This window comes from Micromonospora orduensis (assembly GCF_006228125.1).
Classification (GTDB): domain Bacteria; phylum Actinomycetota; class Actinomycetes; order Mycobacteriales; family Micromonosporaceae; genus Micromonospora; species Micromonospora orduensis.
On the sequence record NZ_VDFY01000067.1, the window covers coordinates 1 to 23,077 of the forward strand.

The following is a 23,077-nucleotide window of genomic DNA, read 5'->3' on the forward strand; positions in this document are numbered from 1 at the left end:
GGGGGTGGGTCCTCGGCGCGGAGCGGGCTCGGCGACCGATTGCGCCGGGCCAGCACCGTGCCGGGGGCGGTCACCGGCCGGCGACCGGGTCCGGTGCCGCCGCCGTGGCCGTCGCGCGGGCGGCTGCCCGCACCAGGGCCGGACCCCGGTAGATGAAGCCGGTGTAGAGCTGCACCAGGGCCGCCCCGGCGTCGAACATCCGCGCCGCGTCGTCCGGGTCCAGCACCCCGCCGACCCCGATGATCGGCAAGCGGCCACCGGTCTCGGAGTGCACGAACGCGACCACGTCGCGGGCCCGCGCGGTCAGTGGCCGGCCGGAGAGACCGCCGGCCTCGGCGCCCCGTTCGGCGTCCACCGTGGCCAGCCCGGCACGGGCCAGTGTGGTGTTGGTGGCGATCACCCCGGCCGCGCCCCGCTCCAGGCAGACCTCCAGCAGCTCGGCGATCGCCGCCTCGGTCAGATCAGGGGCGATCTTGACGAGCACCGGCTTCTCCCCCACCAGCGCGGCGAGCAGCGCATCCAGGTGCGCGCGGTCCTGGAGGGACCGCAGACCCGGGGTGTTCGGCGAGGAGACGTTGACCGCGAAGTAGTCGCCGTGGGCGCGCAACGCCCGGTACGAGGCGAGGTAGTCCTCGACCGCCTCATCCAGCGGGGTCACCTTGGACTTGCCCAGCGAAATGCCCAGCGGCACCCCGATCGGGCGCGGCAGCGCCGCCAGCCGGGCGGCCAGCGCGGCGGCGCCGGCGTTGTTGAAGCCCATCCGGTTGATCACCGCCTCGCTTTCCGGCAGCCGGAACAGCCGGGGCCGGGGATTGCCCGGTTGGGCGTGCGCGGTGACCGTCCCGACCTCGACGAAGCCGAAGCCGAGTGCCGGCCAGGCCGGCAGCGCGGCGCCGTCCTTGTCCATGCCGGCGGCCAACCCGACCGGGTTGGGAAACCGCACGCCGAACACCGTGCGCGGCGCCTGGACCGCGTAACGGGCCCGCAGGGCGGCGAGGGCCACCGGACGCCGGGACAGCGCGGTCAACCGCCGCAGTGTCCACTCGTGCGCGGTCTCGGCGTCCCCGCCACCCAGTCGGAACAACCCGGGTCGCACCACCTGCTCGAACAGGGTCACTGGGCGGCCCGGAGGGTGGCGTGCAGGTCCTGCAGGGGACGAACCTGCATGTCGCCGCGGATGCGCGCCTCAATGCCCATCACGGCCGCGGCGGCCCCGGGGACCGTGGTGATGCACGGAATGTCCGCGGTGACGGCCGCGCTGCGGATCTCGTAGCCGTCGGAGCGGGCACTGGCACCCGAGCCCTGCGGGGTGTTGATCACCAGCGCCACGTCGCCGCCGAGGATCAGCGACACCGCGTCGTCGCCCTCGCCGGCCTGGTAGTGCTTACGGATCTGCTCGCAGGCGATGCCGTGCCGGCGCAGCACCTCGGCCGTGCCGGCGGTCGCCACGATCTCGAAGCCCAGATCGGCCAGCCGCTTGATCGGGAAGATCATGCCGCGCTTGTCCCGGTTGGCCACCGAGACGAAGATCTTCCCGGCGGTCGGCAGCGACCCGTACGCGGCCGACTGGCTCTTGGCGAAGGCGTGCCCGAAGTTGGTGTCGATGCCCATCACCTCGCCTGTCGACTTCATCTCCGGCCCCAGCAGCGAGTCGATCCCCTTGCCCGCCCGGGTACGGAAGCGCTTGAACGGCAGCACCGCCTCCTTGACCGCGATCGGCGCGTCGGCGGGCATCGTCCCCCCGTCCCCGGTAGCCGGCAACAGACCCTCGGCGCGCAGCTCGGCGATGCTCGCGCCGAGCGCGATCCGGGCCGCCGCCTTGGCCAGCGGCACCGCCGTGGCCTTGGAGACGAACGGGACAGTCCGCGACGCACGCGGGTTGGCCTCCAGGACGTAGAGCACGTCGTCCTTGAGCGCGTACTGCACGTTGAGCAGCCCGCGGACACCGACGCCCCGGGCGATGGCCTCGGTGTAGCGGCGCACCTCGGCCAGGTGCGAGCCCGCGAGGGTGATCGGCGGCAGCGCGCAGGACGAGTCGCCGGAGTGGATGCCGGCCTCCTCGATGTGCTCCATCACGCCGCCGATGTAGACCTCGCCGTCGGCGTCGCACAGCGCGTCCACGTCGATCTCGATGGCGTCGTCGAGGAACCGGTCCACGAGCACCGGGTGGTCCGGGGAGATGTCGGTGGCCCGCCCAATGTAGTCGCGCAGCGTCGGGTCGTCGTAGACGATCTCCATGCCCCGCCCGCCCAGCACGTACGACGGCCGGACCAGAACCGGGTAGCCGATCTCGTCGGCGATCGCCTTGGCCTCGTCGTACGACGTGGCCATGCCGTGCGCCGGAGCGCGCAGCCCGGCCCGGGCCAGCACCGCGCCGAACGCGCCCCGCTCCTCGGCGAGGTGGATCGACTCCGGGGAGGTGCCGACCACCGGTACGCCGGCGTTCTTGAGCCGCTGCGCCAACCCCAGCGGGGTCTGCCCGCCGAGCTGCACGACCACCCCGACCACGCCCGGACCGCCGGCCGCCCGGCCGGACGAGTCCTCCGCGTGCCAGGCCTCCAGCACGTCCTCGAAGGTCAGCGGCTCGAAGTAGAGCCGGTCGGCGGTGTCGTAGTCGGTGGAGACCGTCTCCGGGTTGCAGTTGACCATCACGGTCTCGTAGCCGGCCGCCCGCAGCGCCTGCACCGCGTGCACACAGGAGTAGTCGAACTCGATGCCCTGGCCGATCCGGTTCGGCCCGGAGCCCAGGATCAGCACCTTCGGCCGGTCCGACGGCACGACTTCGGTCTCCGAGTCGTACGACGAGTAGTGGTACGGGGTGGTCGCCTCGAACTCGGCCGCGCAGGTGTCCACCGTCTTGTAGACCGGGCGTACGTCGAGGCGGTGTCGCAGGGTGCGGACGCCGTCCTCGGCGGCCAGCTCCGGGCGCAGCGCGGCGAGCTGCCGGTCGGACAGGCCGGCCCGCTTGGCCCGGCGCAGCAGGTCGACGTCGAGCACCGGGGCGTCCACGATCTCGGTGCGCAGCTCGATCAGCGCGACGATCTGATCCAGGAACCAGGCGTCGATCCCGCCGGACGCCTCGGCGACCTCGGCGATCGACGCGCCGAGGCGCAGCGCCCGCTCGACGGTGTAGAGCCGGCCGTCGTGCGGGATGCGCAGCGCGGCGAGGGTGTCCGCGAGCGTGACGCCCGCCGGGTCCGGCACGGTCCAGAAACCGGCCGACTTCGTCTCCATCGAGCGCATCGCCTTGTTCAGCGCCTCGGTGAAGTTACGCCCGAGGCTCATGGCCTCGCCCACCGACTTCATCGTGGTGGTCAGCTCCGGGTCCGCTCCGGGGAACTTCTCGAACGCGAACCGGGGGATCTTCACGACCACGTAGTCGAGGGTCGGCTCGAACGCCGCCGGGGTCTTCAACGTGATGTCGTTGGGGATCTCGTCGAGGGTGTAGCCGATGGCCAGCTTGGCGGCGATCTTCGCGATCGGGAAGCCGGTCGCCTTGGAGGCCAGTGCCGAGGAGCGCGACACCCGGGGGTTCATCTCGATCACGACGATCCGGCCGTCGACCGGGTTGACCGCGAACTGGATGTTGCAGCCGCCGGTGTCCACGCCGACCTCGCGCAGCACGGCGATGCCCAGGTCACGCAGGCGCTGGTACTCCCGGTCGGTGAGCGTCATGGCGGGGGCCACGGTGACGCTGTCGCCGGTGTGCACGCCCATCGGGTCGATGTTCTCGATCGAGCAGACCACCACGACGTTGTCGTGCCGGTCGCGCATCAGCTCGAGCTCGTACTCCTTCCAGCCGAGCACGCTCTCCTCGATGAGGACCTCGTGCACCGGGCTGGCGGACAGGCCGTCACCGGCGATGCGGGCCAGGTCCTCCGGGGTGTGCGCCATGCCGGAGCCCAGCCCGCCCATGGTGAACGACGGCCGGATCACCACCGGCAGGCCCAGCTCGGCGACGGTGGCCTCGACCTCCTCCATCGAGTGGCACACCCGGGAGCGGGGCACCAGGCCGGTCGGGTCGTCGACACCCAGGCGGACCCCGGCCTTCGCCACGATGTCCTTGAACAGCTGGCGGTCCTCGCCCCGGTTGATGGCGTCGATGTTCGCGCCGATCAGCTCGACGCCGTACTTCTCCAGGACGCCGCCCTCGTGCAGGGCGACGGCCGTGTTCAGCGCGGTCTGCCCGCCGAGGGTCGCGAGGATCGCGTCCGGGCGCTCCTTGGCGATGACCAGCTCCACGAACTCCGGGGTGATCGGCTCGACGTAGGTGGCGTCGGCGAACTCCGGATCCGTCATGATCGTCGCCGGGTTGGAGTTGACCAGGCTGACCCGGATCCCCTCGCTGCGCAGCACCCGGCAGGCCTGGGTGCCGGAGTAGTCGAACTCGCAGGCCTGCCCGATGACGATCGGCCCGGAGCCGATCACGAGGATGTGCTTGAGATCGGTCCGCTTAGGCATTGCTGCGCCCCCTGCTGCTGTGGGTCCGGCCGTCGCTCTGCTGCCCGTCGGGGGCGCCAGCGCCCTCGATCAACTCGGCGAACCGGTCGAAGAGGTAGTCCGCGTCGTGCGGGCCGGCCGCCGCCTCCGGGTGGTACTGCACGGTGAACGCGGGCACGTCAACGGCCCGCAGCCCCTCGACCACGTTGTCATTGAGGCAGACGTGGGACACCCGCACGCCACCGAACTCGGTGTCGATCACCTGGTCGGGGACGACCGCGCCGGACCCCGCGCCGGGCACCTGCACCGCGAAGCCGTGGTTGTGGCTGGTCACCTCGACCTTGCCGGTGGCCCGGTCGAGCACCGGCTGGTTGATGCCCCGGTGGCCGTAGCCGAGCTTGTAGGTGCCGAAGCCCAGCGCCCGGCCGAGGATCTGGCTGCCGAAGCAGATGCCGAACAGCGGGATCCGCCGGGTCAGCACCTCCCGGGCCAGCGCCACCGGCCCGTCGGCGGTCCCCGGGTCACCCGGACCGGGCGAGAAGAAGACCGCGTCCGCGCCGGTGGCGAGCAGGTCGTCGATGCTCGACCCGGCCGGCAGGACATGGGTGGTCACCCCGCGCGCGGCGAGCCGGCGCGGCACGTTGCGCTTGATGCCCAGGTCGAGCGCCGCCACGGTGAACCGGTGCTCGCCGAGGGCCTCGACGACGTACGGCTGGGCGGTGGTCACCTCGGCGGACAGGTCCGCGCCGACCATCTGCGGTGCCTGACGGACCCGGGCCAGCAGGCTCTGCGGGTCGGTGTCCACACTGGAGATGCCGACCCGCATGGCGCCCCGCTCGCGCAGGTGCCGGGTCAGCGCCCGGGTGTCCACCCCACTGATGCCGACCACGCCCTCGGTGGCGAGCCGGTCCTCCAGGGAGCCGGTGGCCCGCCAGTTCGAGCCGATCCGGGCCGGGTCCCGGACGACGTAACCCGCCACCCAGATCCGGCCGGACTCGTCGTCCTCGCCGTTGACGCCTGTGTTGCCGATGTGCGGCGCGGTCTGCACCACCACCTGCCGGTGGTAGGACGGATCGGTCAGCGTCTCCTGGTATCCGGTCATGCCGGTGTTGAAGACCGCCTCGCCGAAGGTCTCACCGACGCTGCCGTACGCCTCACCGGGGAACGTGCGCCCGTCCTCGAGGACGAGGATCGCGGAACGTCTGCGGGTCACTTGACTGCCTTTCCGTCCAGGACCGTCGGCTCGCCGCGCAGGAAGGTCGCCACGATGCGACCTGGCAGCGTCATGCGGGCGTACGGGGTGTTGCGACTGCGACTGGCCAGCTCCGCCGGCTCGATGGTGCGGCGGGCGGCCGGGTCGATCAGGGTCAGGTTGGCCGGCACACCGGGTGCCGGGTCGACGCCGTGCCCGGTGAGCCCGGCGATCCGGGCGGGGGTACGCGACATCCGCTCGGCGATCAGGTCCCACTCGGGGCCGAGCACGTCCAGCGCGATGGAGAGGGCCGTCTCCAGACCGAGCATCCCCGGGCGGGCGTACGCCCACTCGCACTCCTTGTCCTCCACGGCGTGCGGGGCGTGGTCGGTGGCGATGACGTCGATCACGCCGTCGGCGAGCGCGGCGCGCAGCGCGGCGATGTCCGCGGCCGTCCGCAGCGGCGGGTTGACCTTGAAGACGGGGTCGTACGTCTGCGCGCGCTCGTCGGTGAGCAGCAGGTGGTGCGGGGTCACCTCGGCGGTGACGCGTACGCCACGGGCCTTGGCCTGGCGCAGCACCTCGACGCTGCCGGCGGTGGAGACGTGGCAGACGTGCAGTCGGCTGCCCACGTGCTCGGCGAGCAGCACGTCCCGGGCGATGATCGCCTCCTCGGCGACGGCCGGCCAGCCGATCAGCCCGAGCCGGGTGGAGACCTCACCCTCGTGCATCTGGGCGCCCTCGGTGAGCCGGGGCTCCTCGGCGTGCTGGGCGATGATCCCGTCGAACGCCTTGACGTACTCCAGGGCGCGGCGCATCAGCTTCGGGTCGGCGACGCAGTGCCCGTCGTCGGAGAAGATCCGCACCCGGGCCGCGGAGTCGGCCATCGCGCCGAGCTCGGCGAGGCGCTCGCCGGCCAGCCCGACGGTGACCGCGCCGATCGGCTGCACGTCCACCAGTCCGGCCTCGCGGCCGAGCCGCCAGACCTGCTCGACCACGCCCGCGGTGTCGGCGACCGGCGAGGTGTTCGCCATCGCGCAGACCGCCGTGTAGCCGCCCAGCGCCGCCGCGCGGGATCCGGATTCGACGGTCTCGGCGTCCTCGCGGCCGGGCTCGCGCAGGTGGGTGTGCAGGTCGACGAGGCCGGGCAGGGCGACCAGCCCGGTGCCGTCGACGACTGTGGCGTCCGACGCGGACAGGTCGGGGCCGACCTCGGCGACGACGCCGTCGCGGATCAGCAGGTCGGTCGGCGCGGCGCCGACGACGCTCACGTTGGCGATCAGGTACGCGGTCACCTGTTGTTCCCTCCGAGCAGCAGGTACAGAACAGCCATCCGCACGGAGACCCCGTTGGTGACCTGTTCGACGATTGTGGATCGGGGTGAGTCGGCCACCTCGGGGGTGATCTCCATCCCGCGGTTCATCGGGCCGGGGTGCATGACGATCGCGTGCTCGGGCAGCCGGCGCATGCGCGGGCCGTCCAGGCCGTAGCGGCGGGCGTACTCGCGCGCGGAGGGGAAGTAGGAGTCGTTCATCCGTTCCCGCTGGACCCGCAGCATCATCACCACGTCGACGTTCGGCAGCACCGAGTCGAGGTCGTAGGAGACGTCGGTGCCGGGGGCGAGCGCCGCCGCGATGTCCACCGGGATGAGGGTGGGCGGGCCGACCAGGGTGACCTTGGCGCCGAGGGTGGACAGCAGCAGGACGTTGGAGCGGGCCACCCGGGAGTGCAGCACGTCGCCGACGACCGCGACCGACAGGCCGGCCAGTCGGCCCAGCCGGGCCCGCATGGTGTACGCGTCGAGCAGCGCCTGGGTGGGGTGCTCGTGAGTGCCGTCGCCGGCGTTGACCACCGACCCGTCCACCCAGTTCGCGAGGCGGTGCGGCGCTCCGGAGGCCGGGTGCCGGACGACCACCGCGTCGGCGCCCATGGCCTGCAGGGTCAGCGCGGTGTCCTTCAGGCTCTCGCCCTTGGTGACGCTTGACCCCTTCGCGGAAAAGTTGATCACATCGGCGCTGAGTCGCTTCGCCGCAGCCTCGAAGGAGATCCGGGTACGGGTCGAGTCCTCGTAGAAGAGGTTCACCACCGTACGGCCGCGCAGTGCGGGCAGCTTCTTGATCTCCCGGCCGGCCACCGTGGCCATCTCGGCGGCGGTGTCCAGGATCTCGGTGGCGGTGTCGGCGTCCAGGTCGGCGCCGGAGAGCAGGTGCCTGATCATGAGGTGGTACCCCCGTACAACTTGACCTCGTCCGTCCCGTCGGTCTCGACGAGCGTCACCTTCACGCTCTCGGCGAGCGAGGTCGGAATGTTCTTGCCGACGTAGTCGGCGCGGATCGGCAGCTCCCGGTGCCCGCGGTCGACCAGGACGGCGAGCTGTACGGACGCCGGGCGACCGACGTCGTTGAGCGCGTCGAGCGCGGCCCGGACGGTGCGGCCGGAGAAGAGGACGTCGTCGACGAGGATGACCCGCTTGCCGTCGATGCCCCCGCTGGGCACCTGGGTCGGGCCGACCGCGCGGGTGGCGTGGCGACGCAGGTCGTCGCGGTAGAGGGTGATGTCGAGCACACCGACCGGGACGGCGACGTCCTCGAAGGTGCTGATCCGGGAGGCGAGCCGCCGCGCGAGGGGTGCGCCCCGGGTGGGAATCCCCAGCAGCACGGTGTCGGCGGCGCCCTGGGTCTTCTCCAGGATCTGGTGGGCGATGCGGTCGACCACGCGTTGCACGTCGGCGCTGGCGAGGATCACCTTCACCGAGGGTTGTCGCGGTGGTGACGAGCGGGCAGCCGGTGGGTACGCCACGGCGGACCTCCTTCCCCGCCTCACGGGACGGGTCGTTAAAGGATGTCGGGCACCTCCGGCCGGACCGCGGGAGCGGACCTGGGCCGGGGCTTCACGCCACGTTACCAGTGGTCACCGGGCCGATGGTCGGCGGCCACTGACCACCGGATCAGGTCGACGAAATGGGGATAACTCCCCCGGTGCTCCCCAACGGTAAGGTCACGACCACTTGACCAGGTGTCGCAATCCCCGTACCGTCACGCTCCGTAGCGATCGACGGGAGAACCCCGAGCAGCACTGGGAGTGTCCGAATGCCCTCTGAATACGCCAAGTCTCTGGGCGCCCGCCTGCGCTCCATCCGCCAGCAGCAGGGTCTGTCCCTGCAGGGCGTGGAGGAGAAGTCGAACGGGCGGTGGAAGGCCGTGGTGGTCGGCTCGTACGAGCGCGGCGACCGGGCCGTGACGGTGTCCCGTCTGGCCGAGCTGGCCGAGTTCTACCGTGTCCCCGTCTCGGAGCTGCTGCCCGACGGCAGTGGTGTCCGTCACGAGCCCACCAGCAAGATCGTCCTGGACCTGGAGCGGCTCTACGACGAGGCCTCCGAGGACCTGGCCTACGTGGCCCGCTACGCCCGCGCGATCCAGCAGCAGCGCGGTGACTACAACGGTCGGGTGCTCTCCATCCGCGCCGACGACCTGCGGGCGCTCGCGATCGTCTACGACGCCTCGCCGTCGGGTCTGATCGAGCGGCTCACCGAGCACGGCGTGCTGGTGGCCGACCCCCGGGCGTTCTTCGCCTCCTGAGCTGTCGCTTCACCCGAAAGGGCCCGTGCCGGACGGCACGGGCCCTTTCGGTGCTGCGATTGCGTGACCTCAGCGGGTGGCGTACTCGGCGATCCGGCCGAGCACCCCGTTGAGGAAGCGCGGCGAGTCGTCTGTCGACATCTGCCGGGCCAGCTCCACGGCCTCGCTGATCGCCACCGCGTCGTCGATCTCGTCGACGTAGAGCAGCTCGTACACGGCGATCCGGGCCAGGTTGCGGTCGACGACAGGCATCCGCTCCAGGGTCCACCCCTCGGCGTAGCTGGCGATCAGTTCGTCGATCCGGTTGAGGTGCTCGGCGACACCCTCGACCAGGCCGACGGCGTAGCCGAGGTGCTCCGGTCGGGGCTGCTCGATCCGCTGCACGTAACCGGCCAGCACCTCCACCGGAGGCTTGTCCCGCAGGTCGGCCTCGTAGAGGACATCCAGCGCCCGCTTGCGCGCCTTGCGGCGCGCCGGCATCTGCTGCTTGGAACCCTCGGCCATCAGGCGCGGCCGAGGTAACGGCCGTCGCGGGTGTCGACCTTGATCTTCTCGCCGGTGGTGATGAACAGCGGAACCGGCACGGTGGCACCGGTCTCCACGGTCGCCGGCTTGGTGCCGCCGGTCGAGCGGTCGCCCTGAAGGCCGGGCTCGGTGTAGGTGACCTCCAGCACGACGCTGGTGGGCAGCTCGATGTAGAGCGGCACACCCTCGTGCTGGGCGACGGTCGCCTCCGCCTCGGGCAGCAGGTAGTTGGCTGCCTCACCGACGGTGCCGCCAGGAACGGTGATCTGGTCGAAGGTCTCCAGATCCATGAAGACGAAGTCCTCGCCGTCGGCGTACAGGTACTGCATCGTGCGCTTGTCCACGGTCGCGGTCTCGACCTTGGTGCCCGCGTTGAAGGTCTTGTCGACCACCTTGCCGGACAGCACGTTCTTCAGCGTGGTGCGCACGAAGGCACCACCCTTACCGGGCTTGACGTGCTGGAACTCGACGACGGCCCAGAGCTCGCCGTCAAGGTTGAGTACCAGGCCGTTTTTGAGGTCGTTGGTGGAGGCCATTTCCTGCCTTGATCATCAATTGGCGGACAGACCCTACGAGTCTACTAGCTGCGTCGAATCGGCCCGCCCCCCGCTCGGGGCGGCCCTTCAGCGGGCTGCCAGATGACGCAGCGCGAGACGATAACCGTCAATGCCGAGACCGCAGATCACCCCTGTCGCCACCGCGGAGACCACCGAATGGTGCCGGAACTCCTCGCGGGCGTGGATGTTGGACAGGTGCACCTCCACCAGCGGCCCGCGCAGCATGGCGCAGGCGTCCCGCACCGCGTACGAGTAGTGCGACCAGGCGGCCGGGTTCAGCACCACCGCGGCTTCCTCGTCGGCCGCGGCGTGCAGCCAGCCGAGCAGTTCGTGTTCGGCGTCGGTCTGCCGGACCGTCACGTCCAACCCCAACTCCCGGCCGGTGTCCTCGCAGAGCGCCACGAGATCGGCGTAGCTGGTCGAGCCGTACACCGCCGGCTCCCGGGTGCCCAGCCGGCCCAGGTTCGGCCCGTTCAGCACGTAAACCCTCACGCCGCCACCACCTCCCGGTAGGCGGCCTCCAGCAGCGCGTCGTCCGGGCCCTGGAGCATCGCCGGGCGGGCCAGCCCGTCCAGCACCACGAACCGCAGCTGGCTGCCCCGGGCCTTCTTGTCCACCCGCATGACGGCCAGCAGTCGCTCCCAGGCGTCGGCCGGGTAGCTCACCGGCAGACCGAGCGCGGTCAGCGTGTCGCGGTGCCGGTCGGCGGTCGGCGCGTCGAGCCGGCCGGCGAGCCGGGCCAGCGCGGCGGCGTACACCAGGCCGACGGAGACGGCGTGGCCGTGCCGCCAGCGGTAGCCCTCGTTCTGCTCGATGGCGTGCGCGAGGGTGTGCCCGTAGTTGAGCACCTCCCGCAGGCCCGACTCGCGCAGGTCACCGGCGACCACGTCGGCCTTGACCCGGATCGCCCGCTCGATCAGCTCCCGGCTCACCGGCCCCCGCGGGTCGGTGGCGGCCGCCGGGTCACCCTCGATCAGGTCCAGGATCACCGGGTCGGCGATGAACCCGCACTTGACCACCTCGGCGAGCCCGGCCGTCAGGTCGACCGCGGGCAGGCTGTCCAGGGTGGCCAGGTCGGCCAGCACCCCGACCGGCGGGTGGAACGCGCCGACCAGGTTCTTGCCGGCGGCCGTGTTGATGCCCGTCTTGCCACCCACGGCCGCGTCCACCATGCCCAGCAGCGAGGTGGCGACCGGCACCCAGCGCACGCCGCGCAGCCAGCAGGCCGCGACGAAACCGGCCAGGTCGGTCACCGCGCCGCCGCCCACGCCGACCACCGCGTCGGTACGGGTGAAGCCCGCCGCACCGAGCCGGTCCCAGCAGGTGGCGGCCACGTCGATCTGCTTGCCCGACTCGGCGTCGGGCACCTCGATCGGCAGCGGCTCGACGCCGGCCGCGCGCAGCCGCGCGCCGAGCGCGTCCGCCAGAGCCTTGAGCGGGGGCGCGTGCAGCACCGCCGCCCGACCCGCGCCGGGCAGCAGGCCGGGCAGCGCGCCCAGCAGGTCGCGTCCCACCAGCACGTCGTACGGCCGTTCGCCGCCGACCGGGATCCGGGTCACCTCGTCCATCGCCGGCAGCCTAGTCCAGCGCCCGGCCCCGGCGCGGCGACTGTCCAATCCGTGATCGGACGGAATGTTTGTCCGGCCGCCAACCGGGTAGGGCGGCCACATGAGCACCAGAACATCGCACCTGGCGCGATCGGAGAACGGGACGAGCATCCGGCTCCCCGCCACGATCCTCGGCATCGGGCTGGGCGGCTTCGTCGACGGCATCTTCCTGCACCAGGTCTTTCAGTGGCACCACATGCTCAGCAGCACCAACGCTGACCACGTGGGGATCAAGGACTACCCGGTCGACACGGTGCCGGGGCTGCAGATGAACACCGTGTGGGATGGCCTCTTCCACGTGGTCACCTGGGTTGCGGTGCTGACCGGGCTCGCCCTGCTCTACGCCCGGGTCACCCACTCCCGGGGCCGGCTCTGGCGCTCGCCGATGCTCTGGGGCTGGGTCCTGGTCGGATGGGGGCTGTTCAACCTGGTCGAGGGGATCATCGATCACCATCTGCTCGGTATCCACCACGTCCGCACCGGCCCGCACCAGACCTGGTGGGACCTCGGCTTCCTTGCCCTCGGCGTGGTCCTGATCGCGATCGGCTGGGCAATTCAGCGCAGGGCCGACGCCGTCGACCTCTGCGCGCCGGAGCGCCGGTGAGTCTCGCCCACGCCAGGCACGCCGCCGGCGGATTCCCGGCGACCGCGTTGGTTCCGGTGGCACTGTTCTGGGCCTACCTGGCCGCGGCGTTGCGGTTACGGGACCCCGGCGGGCCGGGCTGGGCGCACGGACGGACGGCGAGTTTCGGGCTGGGCACGTTGCTGGTGGCGGCCGGCCTGCTCTGGCCCGCCGGCGACTTCGTCGGGCACATGTGGCAGCACCTGCTGATCGGTATGTTCGCGCCGCTGGCACTGGTCCTCGGCGCGCCGGTCACGCTGGTGCTGCGCACCCTGGACCGGCGCGCCGGGCGCACCCTGGTCCACCTGCTCCGGCACCCGGTCGCGCGCGTGCTCGGCCACCCGGCGACCGGTCTGCTGCTCACCGCGGGCGGCCTGTGGCTGCTCTACCTGACCCCGCTCTACCGGGCGGCGCTGGACGATCCGCTCCTGCACACGCTGGTGCAGGCACACTTCCTGCTCAGTGGCTACCTCTTCGCCTGGTCGATCGCCGGGCCGGACCCGGGCCCCCACCGCCCCCGGGTGCCGGTCCGGCTGCTGGTGCTCGGGGTCGGGGTCGCCGCGCACGCCACGATCGCCCAGCTGCTCTACGCCGGCGTCCTCGTCGACGTACCGGCCACCGGCGCGGAGCTGCGGGCCGGCGCCACGCTCATGTACTACCTCGGCGACCTGGCCGAGATCGCCCTCGCGCTCGCCCTGCTCGCCACCTGGCGACCGGAGCCGGCCACCCGGCGCCGCCCGGCCGCCCGGCCCGCGCCGGTCAGGGCTTGAGCAGCGCGGCGATCTCGGCTGCCAGCTCCTTCGGGGTGCGCCCGTCGGTGACCACGGTCGCGGTCGCCACCTGGGCGTAGAGCGGGCGGCGCTGGTCCAGCAGGTGCTTGAGGGTGGTCGATCGTCGGCAGTCTAGTCCAGCGGGCGGCGCGGCGACGGCGTCTGCCCACCTGCTGGCCGAGCGGCCCACTCCGCCAGCAGGCGCGCGTGCTCGGCCACGGCGGCGCGCAGCGCGTCCGGTTGTCGCACGGTGAAGGGACAACCCAGCCCGGCGAGCAGCGCCGCCATACCGGGCAGGCTCTCCGCCCGGGCTCGCAGCAGCACGCCGTCGGTGGTGGCGGTCAACTCGGCCACGCTGGGCGGGATGCGGCGCTGGGCGCCGACCAGGTCGGTCTCCAGCAGCACCTCCACCTCGTGCGTGTACGGCACGCCGGCCAGGGACCGGGTCACCCAGGCCACCGCCTCGAAGCCGTCCGGCACGGTGAACGTCGCCGCGCCGGGTGCCACAGCGTCGATCCGGTCCAGTCGGAAGGTGCGGACCTCCCCCCGCCGGTGGTCGTGGCCGGTGACATACCATCGGCCGGAGTGGAAGACCAGCCCGTACGGGTCGAGCTCCCGGTGCGACTGCTCGCCCCGCCAGGAGCGGTAGTCCAGCGCCACCCGCCGCCGGTGCCGGGCCGCCGAGGCCAGGGTGAGCAGGGTGCCCGACGTCGGGCCGCGCTCCGGCTCCCGGCGACGCAGGGTGAAGCCGAGGTGTTCCTGTACGGCGGCAAGCCGGTCGGCGAGCGCCGCCGGGAGCACCCGGCGGATCTTTGCCAGCGCGGTCGCGGTGGCCGGCTGTTCAGTCGAGAGGCCGACCTGTTCGGCGACGACCAGGCCGAGCAGCACGGCCACCGCCTCGTCGTCGGTGAGCATCAGCGGCGGCAACTTGAACCCGGGGTGCAGCCGGTAGCCGCCGTAGCGGCCCCGGTCGGCGGTGACCGGGACGCCCAACTCGACCAACGTGGTCGCGTAACGACGCACGGTCCGCTCGTCCACTCCGAGGTGACCGGCGAGTTCGGCGGCCGTCGACCGGTGCCGGGTCTGCAGCAGTTCGAGTAGGGCCAGCACCCGGCCGGCTGGATGTGACACAGACCACTCCTTTCAACCGGGCGGATTCTGTCCGCATTCGATCGTACGGTCGGTCGGTAACCGAGAGAAGGAGCAACAAATGGCGACATTCGTGCTGGTACCGGGGTTCTGGCTGGGCGCCTGGGCGTGGCGGGACGTGACCGCCGCGCTGCGGTCGCTGGGGCACGACGTCTATCCGATGACACTGACCGGGGTGGCCGAGCGCGACCACCTCGCCGGGCCGGAGGTCGGCCTGGACACGCACACCACCGACATCGTGCGGCTGATCGAGGTCGAGGACCTGTGGGAGGTGCTGCTGGTGGGGCACTCCGGCGGCGGCATGCCGGTCGCCCAAGCGGCGGACCGCATTCCGGACCGGATCGCCCGGGTGGTGTATGTGGAGAGCGGGCCGCTGCCGGACGGCTTCGGGCAGTTCGACACCGTGCCGCCGGAGGAGCAGGCACGCCTTCGTGCCGCGATCGGCGACGGCCATCTGCTGCCGCCTCCGGCCTTCGACCCGGCCGCCGATCCGACCAACCTGGCTGGCCTGGACGAGCCGATGCTGGCGCTGCTCCGCGCCCGGGCCACCCCACAGCCGCTGCGGGCCGCCACCGACCTGGTACGGCGCACCGGCGGTCGCCCGGTCCCGACCGCGCTGGTCGCCAGCACCTTCCCGCTGGCTGTGGTGCGGCAGATGATCGGCGAGGGACACCCGTTCTTCACCGGGCTGGCCGATGGCCAGCTGTTCGAGCTGCGAACCGGGCACTGGCCGATGCTCAGCGAACCAAAGGCCCTGGTCGACGTGCTCGACGCAGCCGCCCGAGGCTGAGCTCTACGTCGCTGCCCGAGGCTGGGACAGCATCAGCGGCCGGCCGTTGTCAGCGGGGCAGCAGAGCGGCGATCTCGGCGACGATCGCCGTCGGAGGCCGACCGTCGGTGGTCACCGTCTCGGTGGCCACCTCCGCGTAGAGCGGCCGGCGCTGGTCCAGCAGGTGTTTGAGGGTGGCCCGCGGGTTGATCGCCAGCAGCGGCCGGCCGGCGCCGAGCCCGACCCGCTTCACGGCGTCGGGCAGCTCCACGGACAGGTGCACCACCCGGTGGCCCACCAGGGCGGCGCGGGTCTCCTCGGCCAGGACCGCGCCGCCGCCGAGGGCGAGCACGCCCGTGCCGGCGGCGAGCGCCGCCGCCACGGCGGCCCGCTCCAGGGTACGGAAGTGCGCCTCACCCTCGTCGATGAAGATCTCCGGGATGGGCTTGCCGGCCATCTGCTCGATGTCGGCGTCGGTGTCGCGGAACTCCACCCCGAGGGTGGCCGCGAGCGCCTGCCCGACCGTGGTCTTGCCGCAGCCCGGCGCGCCGACCAGGACGACAACCGGCGCCATCAGCGGATGACCAGCGCGTCGAGGTAGCCGGCCAGGTTGCGGCGGATCTCGGTGATCGAGTCCCCGCCGAACTTCTCGGTGGCCGCCTCGGCGAGCACCAGCGCCACCATCGCCTCGGCGACGACCGCGGCGGCGGGCACCGCGCAGACGTCCGAGCGCTGGTTGATCGCGGTGGCCGGCTCGCCGGTGGTGACGTCCACGGTGGCCAGGGCCCGGTTCAGCGACGAGATCGGCTTCATGGCGGCGCGGACCCGCAGCGGCTCGCCGGTGGTGATGCCGCCCTCCAGCCCGCCGGCGCGGTCGGTGACCCGTCGGACGCCTGTCGCCGACGGGATGATCTCATCGTGCGCCTCGGAGCCCCGGGAGCGGGCCTGCTGCCAACCGTCGCCGATCTCCACACCCTTGATCGCCTGGATGGACATCAGCGCGGTGGCCAGCCGGGCGTCGAGCTTGCGGTCCCACTGCACGTGGCTGCCCAGGCCCGGCGGCACCCCGTACGCCAGGACCTCGACCACGCCGCCGAGGGTGTCGGCGCCCTTCTTCGCGGCGTCCACCTCGGCGACCATCAGGGCGCTGGCGTCCGGGTCGAGGCAGCGCAGCGGGTCGGCGTCGATGCGGGCGGCGTCGGCCGGGGTCGGGCGCAGCCCGGGCTTCGCGGCCACCGGGCCCAGCTCGACGACGTGCGAGACGATCTCGATGCCGAGTGCCTGACGGAGCAGCGCCTTGGCGACCGCGCCGACGGCGACCCGGGCGGCGGTCTCCCGGGCGCTGGCGCGTTCCAGGATCGGGCGGGCGTCGGTGTGGCCGTACTTCTGCATGCCGGCCAGGTCGGCGTGGCCCGGCCGGGGACGGGTCAGCGGGGCGTTGCGGGCCTGGCGGGCCAGCTCGTCGGGGTCGACGGGGTCGGCGGCCATCACCGTCTGCCACTTCGGCCACTCGGAGTTGCCCACCCGGATGGCGACCGGGCTGCCCAGGGTGACGCCGTGCCGCAGGCCGCCGAGCACCTCGACCTCGTCCCGCTCGAACGACATCCGGGCGCCCCGGCCGTAGCCGAGCCGGCGGCGGGCCAGGTCATCGGCGATCTCGGTGGTGGTCACCTCGATGCCGGCCGGCACCCCCTCCAGCAGCGCGACGAGGGCGGGACCGTGCGATTCACCTGCAGTCAACCAGCGCAACACAGCGATCAGTCTGTCACGGCCCGCCACCGGCCCGGTGCGCTGCCCGCCGCGTCCCGCCCAGCGGACGCCGGCGCCCGGTCGGCCAGGCGCCGGCGGCAGCTCAGATCCCCCGACCGCGCTTGTGCAGGGTGCGCAGCACCGTGTCCGCGCCGACCACCCGGCCGGCCACCGCGAGCGCCAGGTAGGCGCGCGGCTCGCGCGGGTTGCTGCGCAGCGTGCGCCGGGCCCAGCGCACCGCCCCCCGCCGGTCGCCGGAGGCCGCCCGGGCGAACGCGATCTGCCCGGTCACGCGGGCCTCGCCGGCCGGCTGGCCGGCGAACTCCGGGTAGCGCTGCAGCAGCCACTGCAACGCCTCGGAGATCGTGTCCCACCGCTGCGCGAAGTAGGAGCGCTTGTGCCAACGGACCAGCACCGAGGGCGTACGCAGGTTGATCAGCGGGGCGCTGCGCGCGGCCCGCAGCAGGAACTCGTAGTCCTCCGCGTAGCTGCCCGGGATCTCCTCGTCGACGAGGCCGAAGCCGTCGCGCAGCGCGGAGGCGCGGATCAGGAAGGTGGACGGGTGCAGCTCGGTCATCCGGTCCCGCAGGAGGTCCTCCAGGGTGATCCGGTCCTTGTCGAGCACCCGGTCGACGGTGTTCCCCTCGTAGCTGACCCGGATGCCGCAGCAGACGAACTCGGCGGCCGGGTCGGCGGTCAACGCGTCGACCTGGGCGGCCACCTTGCCGGGCAGCCACTCGTCGTCGTCGTCGCAGAACGCGACGAGCTGCCCCTCGGCGGCGAGGGTGCCGCTGTTGCGCGCGCCGGCCAGCCCCGGCGTGCGGCTGTTGCGGATCACCCGTACCGCCCGGTCCGGGCCGGCGAGTTCGGCAAGTGACCCGTCGGGGGTGGACTGGTCGAACACCACCACGACCTCGATCGGGCCGGGGTACTCCTGGGCCAGGATCGCCCGGATGGCGGCGCGCAGCAGCTCGGGGCGGTCCCGGGTGGGCACCACCACGCTGACGCTCGGCGGCGCGGTCATCGTCGTCCCTCCGTCCGGTCGGGTCGTGCCCAGGCCCGCCACCGTGGCGGGCGTCGGGCCGCGCGGGCCACCAGGTCCTCCACGATCTGCCCGACCCGCGCCACCGCGACGCGGCGCGCCTCGTGGGCGTCGGGGTCGGCGGCCACCGCGAACCGGGAGGCGTCGGCCAACCCGGCGGCCAGCGCCTCGTGCAGCTGCTCGCGGGTCTCGCAGAGCGCCACCAGCCCGGCGGCGCCGAGCCGGCGGGCGAAGAGCTGCTGATGGTCGTCGACGTGCTCGCCGCGACCCGGGTCGCGGGGCACCACGATCGGCAGGTGACCGTGCCGGCGTGCCTCCAGGATGGTGGCCGGCCCACCGTGGCAGACCACCAGGTCGGCGTCGGCCATCTCCTGCTGGAGGGCGTCGTGCCCGAGGAACGGCACGGCGCCGGGCAGCCCGGGCGCCTTCGTGTGCCCGTGCTGGACGGTCAGCCCGACCGCGTCGTTGACGTCGGCGTGCCACTGCGCCAGCCAGTCGACGAGCCGGTCGAAGGGGTGCTTGTCGGTGCCGACCGCGACCAGCAGCCGGGTCTGCCCGGTGGGCGCGGTGTCGCGCTGGCGGGGCAACCGGGCCGGTTCGGTGGCCGACCGGGGCGGTCGCGGACGTGGGCTGGTGTCGATCTCCCCGCTCACAGCAGCGTCCCCACGACGGTGGCCTCGGGATACTGCCGCCGCTGCTCGTCCCACTGCACGAGCATCGCGGACAAAAACGGCCGGCACAGCCGGGCGGTAAGCGTCGCGGTGTCGATCCGGTCGTACACCTCGATGTAGACGGTCGGGATGCGCCGCAGCCGGGCCAGCACCACGAACGGCACTGCCACGCCGGCGCCGGTGGTGATCACCGCGGCGACCCGCCGACGCCGCAGTACGCGCCAGGCCAGCAGCGCGTTGCGCAGCAGGTTCGGTATGTTGCGGGTGGTCGGGTGGTAGGCGGGCACCAGGTCCTCGCCGGCCAGCAGCGACACCGCCTCCGGGGTGTCGAAGGTGACCCAGCAGCGTGGCAGCTTCTCGTACCAGGACCGCAGGGCGAGCAGTTGGGCCAGATGTCCACCGCTGGAACTGACCAGCAGCAGCACGGGCGGCTCGGACTCGTCGTTGTTCACGTCCACGCGACTCCCCACAAGTTCGCTTGGAATTTCGGTCTACGCCATGCAGAAGCAGATCACAGGTTTCCCGGTTCGTTGAGCAGCGCGACCGGGCGGGCCAGCGATGTCCACCTGGGAATCCGCGGGGCGTCGACGCCCCGAGATCCATCGACAATTATCACGACCTGCTAGTTTGCCGTCACTCTGCGACACGTCGGCTGCCCGCCGGTTTCGCCGGATCAACCGCTATGTCGTTTCTCGATGACGTCCAGCAGTGCGGGATGCAGCGCGGCGTTCCAGCCCGCCCCCGCGTCCGCCAACCGCCAGGTCCGCAGCCACATCTCCACCAGGTACGCGTCGGCCACCAGCCGGCGCTGCGCGGAGCCGAGGCCGAGCCGCTCGCCGTGGCGCTCCAGGTGCCCGTCGACGGCCGCCGCGGCCACCGCCGCCGGCTCGCCGCGCAGCACCAGCGCCCGTTGGAAGGCGTCGTGGGCCAGGTCGAACCCGACAGGTACGTCCGGCGCGCTGTGCTCCCAGTCCCAGGCGACGAGCCGGCCGGCGTGCCGACCCAGGTTCCACGGCACCCAGTCACCGTGCCAGTGACCGAACTCGACGGCGGTGTCACCGTGCCGGCGGCCCAGCGCGGCCACCGCGTCGACGGCCCGCGCGCCGGCCGGCACGGCGTCCGCCGCCCGGTCGGCCTGCGCGGCCAGCCGGTTCAGGAACGGCGAGGAGGCCAGGGGTCGGGGCGTACCGGCGGGGCCTCCACGACGGGCGACCGCGAGCAGCGCCGCGATCCGTGGCGGGTCGTCGACCGGCACACCACGGACGTCCGGTGGCAGCGGCTCGATCACCGCGACCACCTGGCCGGCCCACGCCGTCTCGGTGAGCAGCCCCGGCGGCACCGGATGGTCGGCGACACCGGCCGTGGCCCGCACCGCCCGCAGGGCGGCCGCCTCGGCGGTGACAAGCGCCCGCGTCGCGTCGTTCCAGCCGATCTTCGCGTAGCCACGCGGGCGACCGTCCGCCGTGAACAGTTGCAGGGTGGGTTTGCCGTTCGGGTCCGGCGGGCGGACACCGCAGGCGGCCAGCAGCGGCGTACCGCCAAGCGCGGCGGCGAGCCGCTCGGTCAGCAGCAGCTCGGCCGGGGCCACACCCGACGGCACCGAGACGCTCATCGTCGGAAAGGGCGCCAACCCCACCGCGCCGAACCGGGCCAGCCCGCCCAGCACCGCGCGCAGCGCACGCACCCTGGGTGGTCGCAACGCGTTGTACGCCAGCAGCGACGCCGCCCCGGCCCGGGGCGCGCCCAACGGCACCAGGAACCGCGCCCGGGCCACCGACGGCACCACCGCGTACCGGGCCACCACCCGGTGACCCGCCGGCGGGGCGCCGCCCACGCGCAGGGCGACCCGGTCGTCCGGGAAGACGGCGCGGCTCACCCAGCCCAGCCCGTCCACCCTCGACCGGGGGTCCGTGGACGGGTCGACAAGTGTCGTCACGCCGCCCGGTCCGCCCAGTCGAGGTCCAGCCCCAACCGCTGACGCAACGCGTCGTTGTACGGGCGGTAGTAGTCGGTCAGCTCGGCGCGCACCGCCGGATCCAGAGGAGCCGAACGCCGATCGTTGTAGACCTTGAAGTTCGGCAGGTCGTACGCGGGCAGCCCGAGGAAATCCAGGGTGCGCCGATAGGTCGCCCGTGCGTCGCCGTACAGGTCCTCGCTGGGCAGGAAGAGGATCTGCGACCTGTCGAACCGCTCCAGCCACGGCTCCAGGTGCTCCAGGTACCGCCCCCGGGCCCGGTACGTGTACCAGTCGTACGCCTCGCTGAACGACTCCGGTTCGGCGATCAGCCGTTCCCGCTCCCCCGCCGTCCGCTCCGGTTCGGCGGCCAGCGCGGCGGCGAAGTCCAGCGGCTCGATGCCGTGCGTACGGCGTTCCTTCCAGTGCGAGTACGCCCGCTCCACCGGGTCGCGCAGGAGCACGATCAGCTTCACCGTCGGCATGAGCGCGGCGACCCGCTGCGCGGCGAGCGGGTGGAACATGTACAGCGGTGCGGCTTCGCCGACCCGGACCGGCCCGCCGTGCCGCCTGGCGAGGGCGTCGCGCTGGCGCTGGGTCGGGAAGTGCGAGCGGTACCAGGCCTCGCCGCGCCCCCAGTGCTCCTCGAAGTAGTGCGCCGACTTCGTGTTCCACGCCGGGAAGAGCCGGGGCACGAGGGGGTGCTGGATGAGGTAGTTCCACAGGGAGGTGGTGCCACCCCGTTTGGTGCCGATGATCAGGAAGTCCGGCAGGGGCCGCCGGTCGCTGGTGCGGACACCGTAGTCCACAAGGGACTCTTTCACCCGGACGGTGACCTGGGTCGGGACCAGCTGCTTCATCCGGTCACGGATGGACGCCACGACGGACCTCACCTGCCTTTCGTCGATGCCGGGTCGGGGCCGGCAGCCGTGGCCGCGTCATCCCGTCCAGAAATCTGTCTCATGGTCACCCGGATACCGGCGCGTACCCGGGGCAACGTCAACAAGCCGACGCAACCGGCCGCGAGCACGCCCAGGGCCACCGCCAGGCCGGGCAGACCCCGCCCACCGGCCAGGACGCCGACGGCGGCCGCCGCGCCGACACCCGCCACCGTCACCGCCGCCGCCCGCAGCATCGCGGCGTCGACGAGCGGCTCCCGGACCACCGTGCGGGCGAAGAGGGCGGCGGTGAGGTTCTCGGTGGCGATGCCGGCGGCCCACGCGAACGCCGCGCCGGTGGCGCCGTGCCCGGGGATCAGCCAGAGGCCCAGCGACACGGTCACGGTGAGCCCGGCCAGCGTGGCCGTCAGGTGCAGGCCGCTGCGCCCGCCCATCAGCAGCAGGCTCTGCACGTTGCCCACGCCGGTGTTCACGAGCATCGCCAGCGCGAGCACGGTCATCGCCGGCACGCCGGCGGTGAACTCCGGCCCGAACAGGTGAAGGAACGCCAGCGCGAACACCGCGAGCAGCAGGTACACCGGCCAGGACAGCACCAGCCCCCAGATCGTCAACTGCCGGTGCACGGCCGCGGCGGCGGCCCGCTCGCCACGGCCGAGCAGGCGGGACAACTGCGGTGACACCGCCACCCGCAACCCCTGCATGGCCAACTGGCCGGCGAGCACGTACCGGCCGACCGCGCCGAACACCCCGGCGTCGGCCGGGCCGGCCAGCACCGAGGTGAGCAGCACGCCGACCCACATGCTGCCCGCGTCGATGGCCGCCGACGCGGCACGGGGCAGCGCGAAACGCCAGAACGTCGACCAGTCGGTGCGCCTCGGCCGCAGCACCGCCCCACGGCCCAGCCCGAGCGGCCCGGCCACCAGGATGAGACAGGCCAGCAGTGCCAGCGCCGCCGGCACCAGCCAGCCGGTCATGCCGGCGAGCAGGCCGCCGCCGGCCAGCGCGGCCGCGCCGACCAGCGCCGGGCGGGCCACCGGCAGCAGGAGGAACTGCACCCCCACGTACGCCCGGATGGGTCGTACGCAGCGCAGGGCGGCCAGCAGCAGGGTCATGGCGACCACCACCGGCACGGCGGCGAAGGTGACTGTGAGCAGCGCGCCGCCGTCCGCGCCGGAGCCGCGCAGCAGCCGGGGGGCGAGCGCGTCGGCGGCCAGGACACCGGCGGCGGCGACCACGAGGGCGGCCAGCAGCGGCGGGACGAGCGCCACCGGCAGTACCCGGGCCGCGTCACCCGGAGCGCCGGCACGACGTCGCGGCAGCGCCCACATGAGGCCCGTCTCGGCGCCGAGGGTGCAGACGGCGGTGGCCACGGTGACCACACCGATCGCGGCGAAGAACGCGCCAGCGCCGGCCGTGCCGTACCCCCGGGTGATCACCACGGCCAGCACGAAGCCGAACAGGCCGCTGGTGGCCGCGCCGAGCAGCCCGGCCACACCGCTGCGCGCGCTGCGCCGGGTCTCGGCCGCGCCGGCGTCGCCCGCGGTGGTCGCCGG

Annotated in this window: 23 protein-coding genes and 1 pseudogene; 4 read left to right on the forward strand and 20 right to left on the reverse strand. The window is 72.9% G+C overall.

Annotated features, from left to right (window positions below):
- Positions 1–70: 70 nt before the first annotated feature.
- The 6 genes from FHG89_RS01465 to pyrR are packed head-to-tail and all read right to left on the reverse strand — an operon-like array spanning position 71 to position 8,431.
- The gene (locus FHG89_RS01465) at positions 71–1,117 is read right to left on the reverse strand and encodes a quinone-dependent dihydroorotate dehydrogenase (protein WP_139582142.1); all 1,047 of its coding nucleotides are present in this window, start codon (positions 1,115–1,117) and stop codon (positions 71–73) included.
- Positions 1,114–4,461, reverse strand: a complete 3,348-nt coding sequence (gene carB / locus FHG89_RS01470) for a carbamoyl-phosphate synthase large subunit (RefSeq protein WP_139582144.1) — start codon at positions 4,459–4,461, stop codon at positions 1,114–1,116. The genes FHG89_RS01465 and carB overlap by 4 nt, the downstream gene beginning before the upstream one ends.
- Positions 4,454–5,653 (reverse strand): glutamine-hydrolyzing carbamoyl-phosphate synthase small subunit, encoded by a 1,200-nt coding sequence (carA, locus tag FHG89_RS01475; RefSeq protein WP_139582145.1) that lies wholly within the window; start codon positions 5,651–5,653, stop codon positions 4,454–4,456. The genes carB and carA overlap by 8 nt, the downstream gene beginning before the upstream one ends.
- Complete coding sequence (locus FHG89_RS01480) at positions 5,650–6,927, reverse strand: dihydroorotase (protein ID WP_139582148.1); 1,278 nt, start codon at positions 6,925–6,927, stop codon at positions 5,650–5,652. The genes carA and FHG89_RS01480 overlap by 4 nt, the downstream gene beginning before the upstream one ends.
- Complete coding sequence (locus tag FHG89_RS01485; protein ID WP_139582149.1) at positions 6,924–7,850, reverse strand: aspartate carbamoyltransferase catalytic subunit; 927 nt, start codon at positions 7,848–7,850, stop codon at positions 6,924–6,926. The genes FHG89_RS01480 and FHG89_RS01485 overlap by 4 nt, the downstream gene beginning before the upstream one ends.
- A complete protein-coding gene (pyrR, locus tag FHG89_RS01490) occupies positions 7,847–8,431 on the reverse strand; it encodes a bifunctional pyr operon transcriptional regulator/uracil phosphoribosyltransferase PyrR (RefSeq protein ID WP_139582151.1) in 585 nt (194 codons plus the stop codon). The genes FHG89_RS01485 and pyrR overlap by 4 nt, the downstream gene beginning before the upstream one ends.
- Before the next feature lie 290 nt (positions 8,432–8,721).
- Between pyrR and bldD the strand changes: the two genes are divergently transcribed.
- Positions 8,722–9,210, forward strand: coding sequence for a transcriptional regulator BldD (bldD, locus tag FHG89_RS01495; protein WP_007458348.1), 489 nt, complete (start codon positions 8,722–8,724; stop codon positions 9,208–9,210).
- 69 nt (positions 9,211–9,279) lie between these two features.
- Here the strand turns inward: bldD and nusB are convergent, their stop codons facing one another.
- The 4 genes from nusB to aroB all read right to left on the reverse strand — a co-directional run bounded on the left by nusB (position 9,280) and on the right by aroB (position 11,860).
- Entirely contained in the window at positions 9,280–9,690 is a 411-nt protein-coding gene (gene nusB / locus FHG89_RS01500) for a transcription antitermination factor NusB (protein ID WP_184188983.1), read from the reverse strand.
- A gap of 23 nt (positions 9,691–9,713) precedes the next feature.
- Positions 9,714–10,271 (reverse strand): elongation factor P, encoded by a 558-nt coding sequence (gene efp / locus FHG89_RS01505; protein WP_007458344.1) that lies wholly within the window; start codon positions 10,269–10,271, stop codon positions 9,714–9,716.
- A gap of 87 nt (positions 10,272–10,358) precedes the next feature.
- Complete coding sequence (gene aroQ, locus FHG89_RS01510; RefSeq protein ID WP_139582153.1) at positions 10,359–10,784, reverse strand: type II 3-dehydroquinate dehydratase; 426 nt, start codon at positions 10,782–10,784, stop codon at positions 10,359–10,361.
- Entirely contained in the window at positions 10,781–11,860 is a 1,080-nt protein-coding gene (aroB, locus tag FHG89_RS01515) for a 3-dehydroquinate synthase (protein WP_139582155.1), read from the reverse strand. The genes aroQ and aroB overlap by 4 nt, the downstream gene beginning before the upstream one ends.
- 100 nt (positions 11,861–11,960) lie before the next feature.
- On the opposite strand from aroB, the gene FHG89_RS01520 reads away from it, so the two are divergent.
- Both FHG89_RS01520 and FHG89_RS01525 read left to right on the forward strand, forming a co-directional pair.
- Complete coding sequence (locus tag FHG89_RS01520) at positions 11,961–12,503, forward strand: DUF2243 domain-containing protein (protein WP_139582157.1); 543 nt, start codon at positions 11,961–11,963, stop codon at positions 12,501–12,503.
- Positions 12,500–13,291 (forward strand): cytochrome c oxidase assembly protein, encoded by a 792-nt coding sequence (locus FHG89_RS01525; RefSeq protein ID WP_139582159.1) that lies wholly within the window; start codon positions 12,500–12,502, stop codon positions 13,289–13,291. Before FHG89_RS01520 ends, FHG89_RS01525 begins: the two co-directional genes overlap by 4 nt.
- Here FHG89_RS01525 and FHG89_RS01530 read toward each other — a convergent pair.
- Together FHG89_RS01530 and FHG89_RS01535 are read right to left on the reverse strand one after the other, a co-directional pair.
- A pseudogene (locus tag FHG89_RS01530) lies at positions 13,281–13,406 on the reverse strand (shikimate kinase); the annotation flags it as partial. The gene FHG89_RS01525 and the pseudogene FHG89_RS01530 sit on opposite strands and share 11 nt — an antisense overlap.
- 17 nt (positions 13,407–13,423) lie before the next feature.
- Positions 13,424–14,422: a helix-turn-helix transcriptional regulator gene (locus tag FHG89_RS01535; protein WP_139582161.1), complete on the reverse strand. Its 999-nt coding sequence runs from the start codon at positions 14,420–14,422 to the stop codon at positions 13,424–13,426.
- 79 nt (positions 14,423–14,501) lie between these two features.
- On the opposite strand from FHG89_RS01535, the gene FHG89_RS01540 reads away from it, so the two are divergent.
- Positions 14,502–15,230 (forward strand): alpha/beta fold hydrolase, encoded by a 729-nt coding sequence (locus FHG89_RS01540; protein ID WP_139582163.1) that lies wholly within the window; start codon positions 14,502–14,504, stop codon positions 15,228–15,230.
- Positions 15,231–15,279: 49 nt separating this feature from the next.
- On the opposite strand, the gene FHG89_RS01545 is transcribed toward FHG89_RS01540, so the two are convergent.
- From FHG89_RS01545 to FHG89_RS01580, 8 genes are all read right to left on the reverse strand, one after another.
- Positions 15,280–15,783, reverse strand: a complete 504-nt coding sequence (locus FHG89_RS01545; protein WP_139582164.1) for a shikimate kinase — start codon at positions 15,781–15,783, stop codon at positions 15,280–15,282.
- A complete protein-coding gene (gene aroC / locus FHG89_RS01550; RefSeq protein ID WP_139582166.1) occupies positions 15,783–16,961 on the reverse strand; it encodes a chorismate synthase in 1,179 nt (392 codons plus the stop codon). The genes FHG89_RS01545 and aroC overlap by 1 nt, the downstream gene beginning before the upstream one ends.
- Before the next feature lie 100 nt (positions 16,962–17,061).
- On the reverse strand, positions 17,062–17,982 hold the full coding sequence (locus tag FHG89_RS01555) for a glycosyltransferase family 2 protein (protein ID WP_139582168.1): 921 nt from the start codon (positions 17,980–17,982) through the stop codon (positions 17,062–17,064).
- The gene (locus FHG89_RS01560) at positions 17,979–18,653 is read right to left on the reverse strand and encodes a glycosyltransferase (RefSeq protein ID WP_425280143.1); all 675 of its coding nucleotides are present in this window, start codon (positions 18,651–18,653) and stop codon (positions 17,979–17,981) included. The genes FHG89_RS01555 and FHG89_RS01560 overlap by 4 nt, the downstream gene beginning before the upstream one ends.
- The gene (locus FHG89_RS01565; protein WP_208760827.1) at positions 18,650–19,129 is read right to left on the reverse strand and encodes a UDP-N-acetylglucosamine--LPS N-acetylglucosamine transferase; all 480 of its coding nucleotides are present in this window, start codon (positions 19,127–19,129) and stop codon (positions 18,650–18,652) included. The genes FHG89_RS01560 and FHG89_RS01565 overlap by 4 nt, the downstream gene beginning before the upstream one ends.
- A 215-nt stretch (positions 19,130–19,344) precedes the next feature.
- Positions 19,345–20,607, reverse strand: a complete 1,263-nt coding sequence (locus FHG89_RS01570; protein ID WP_139582169.1) for a hypothetical protein — start codon at positions 20,605–20,607, stop codon at positions 19,345–19,347.
- Entirely contained in the window at positions 20,604–21,506 is a 903-nt protein-coding gene (locus tag FHG89_RS01575) for a sulfotransferase domain-containing protein (protein WP_139582171.1), read from the reverse strand. Before FHG89_RS01575 ends, FHG89_RS01570 begins: the two co-directional genes overlap by 4 nt.
- 8 nt (positions 21,507–21,514) lie before the next feature.
- A partial coding sequence (locus tag FHG89_RS01580; protein WP_139582172.1) for a lipopolysaccharide biosynthesis protein occupies positions 21,515–23,077 on the reverse strand: 1,563 nt, incomplete at its 5' end.

Bases quoted from the DNA above. Each gene is read 5' to 3' on its own strand.
- aroB (WP_139582155.1), bottom strand. From the start codon at position 11,860: ATGGACGAGGTGACCCGGATCCCGGTCGGCGGCGAACGGCCGTACGAC.
- nusB (WP_184188983.1), bottom strand. From the start codon at position 9,690: ATGCCGGCGCGCCGCAAGGCGCGCAAGCGGGCGCTGGATGTCCTCTAC.
- efp (WP_007458344.1), bottom strand. From the start codon at position 10,271: ATGGCCTCCACCAACGACCTCAAAAACGGCCTGGTACTCAACCTTGAC.
- bldD (WP_007458348.1), top strand. From the start codon at position 8,722: ATGCCCTCTGAATACGCCAAGTCTCTGGGCGCCCGCCTGCGCTCCATC.
- FHG89_RS01555 (WP_139582168.1), bottom strand. From the start codon at position 17,982: ATGACCGCGCCGCCGAGCGTCAGCGTGGTGGTGCCCACCCGGGACCGC.
- carB (WP_139582144.1), bottom strand. From the start codon at position 4,461: ATGCCTAAGCGGACCGATCTCAAGCACATCCTCGTGATCGGCTCCGGG.
- FHG89_RS01485 (WP_139582149.1), bottom strand. From the start codon at position 7,850: ATGATCAGGCACCTGCTCTCCGGCGCCGACCTGGACGCCGACACCGCC.
- FHG89_RS01540 (WP_139582163.1), top strand. From the start codon at position 14,502: ATGGCGACATTCGTGCTGGTACCGGGGTTCTGGCTGGGCGCCTGGGCG.
- FHG89_RS01520 (WP_139582157.1), top strand. From the start codon at position 11,961: ATGAGCACCAGAACATCGCACCTGGCGCGATCGGAGAACGGGACGAGC.
- FHG89_RS01545 (WP_139582164.1), bottom strand. From the start codon at position 15,783: ATGGCGCCGGTTGTCGTCCTGGTCGGCGCGCCGGGCTGCGGCAAGACC.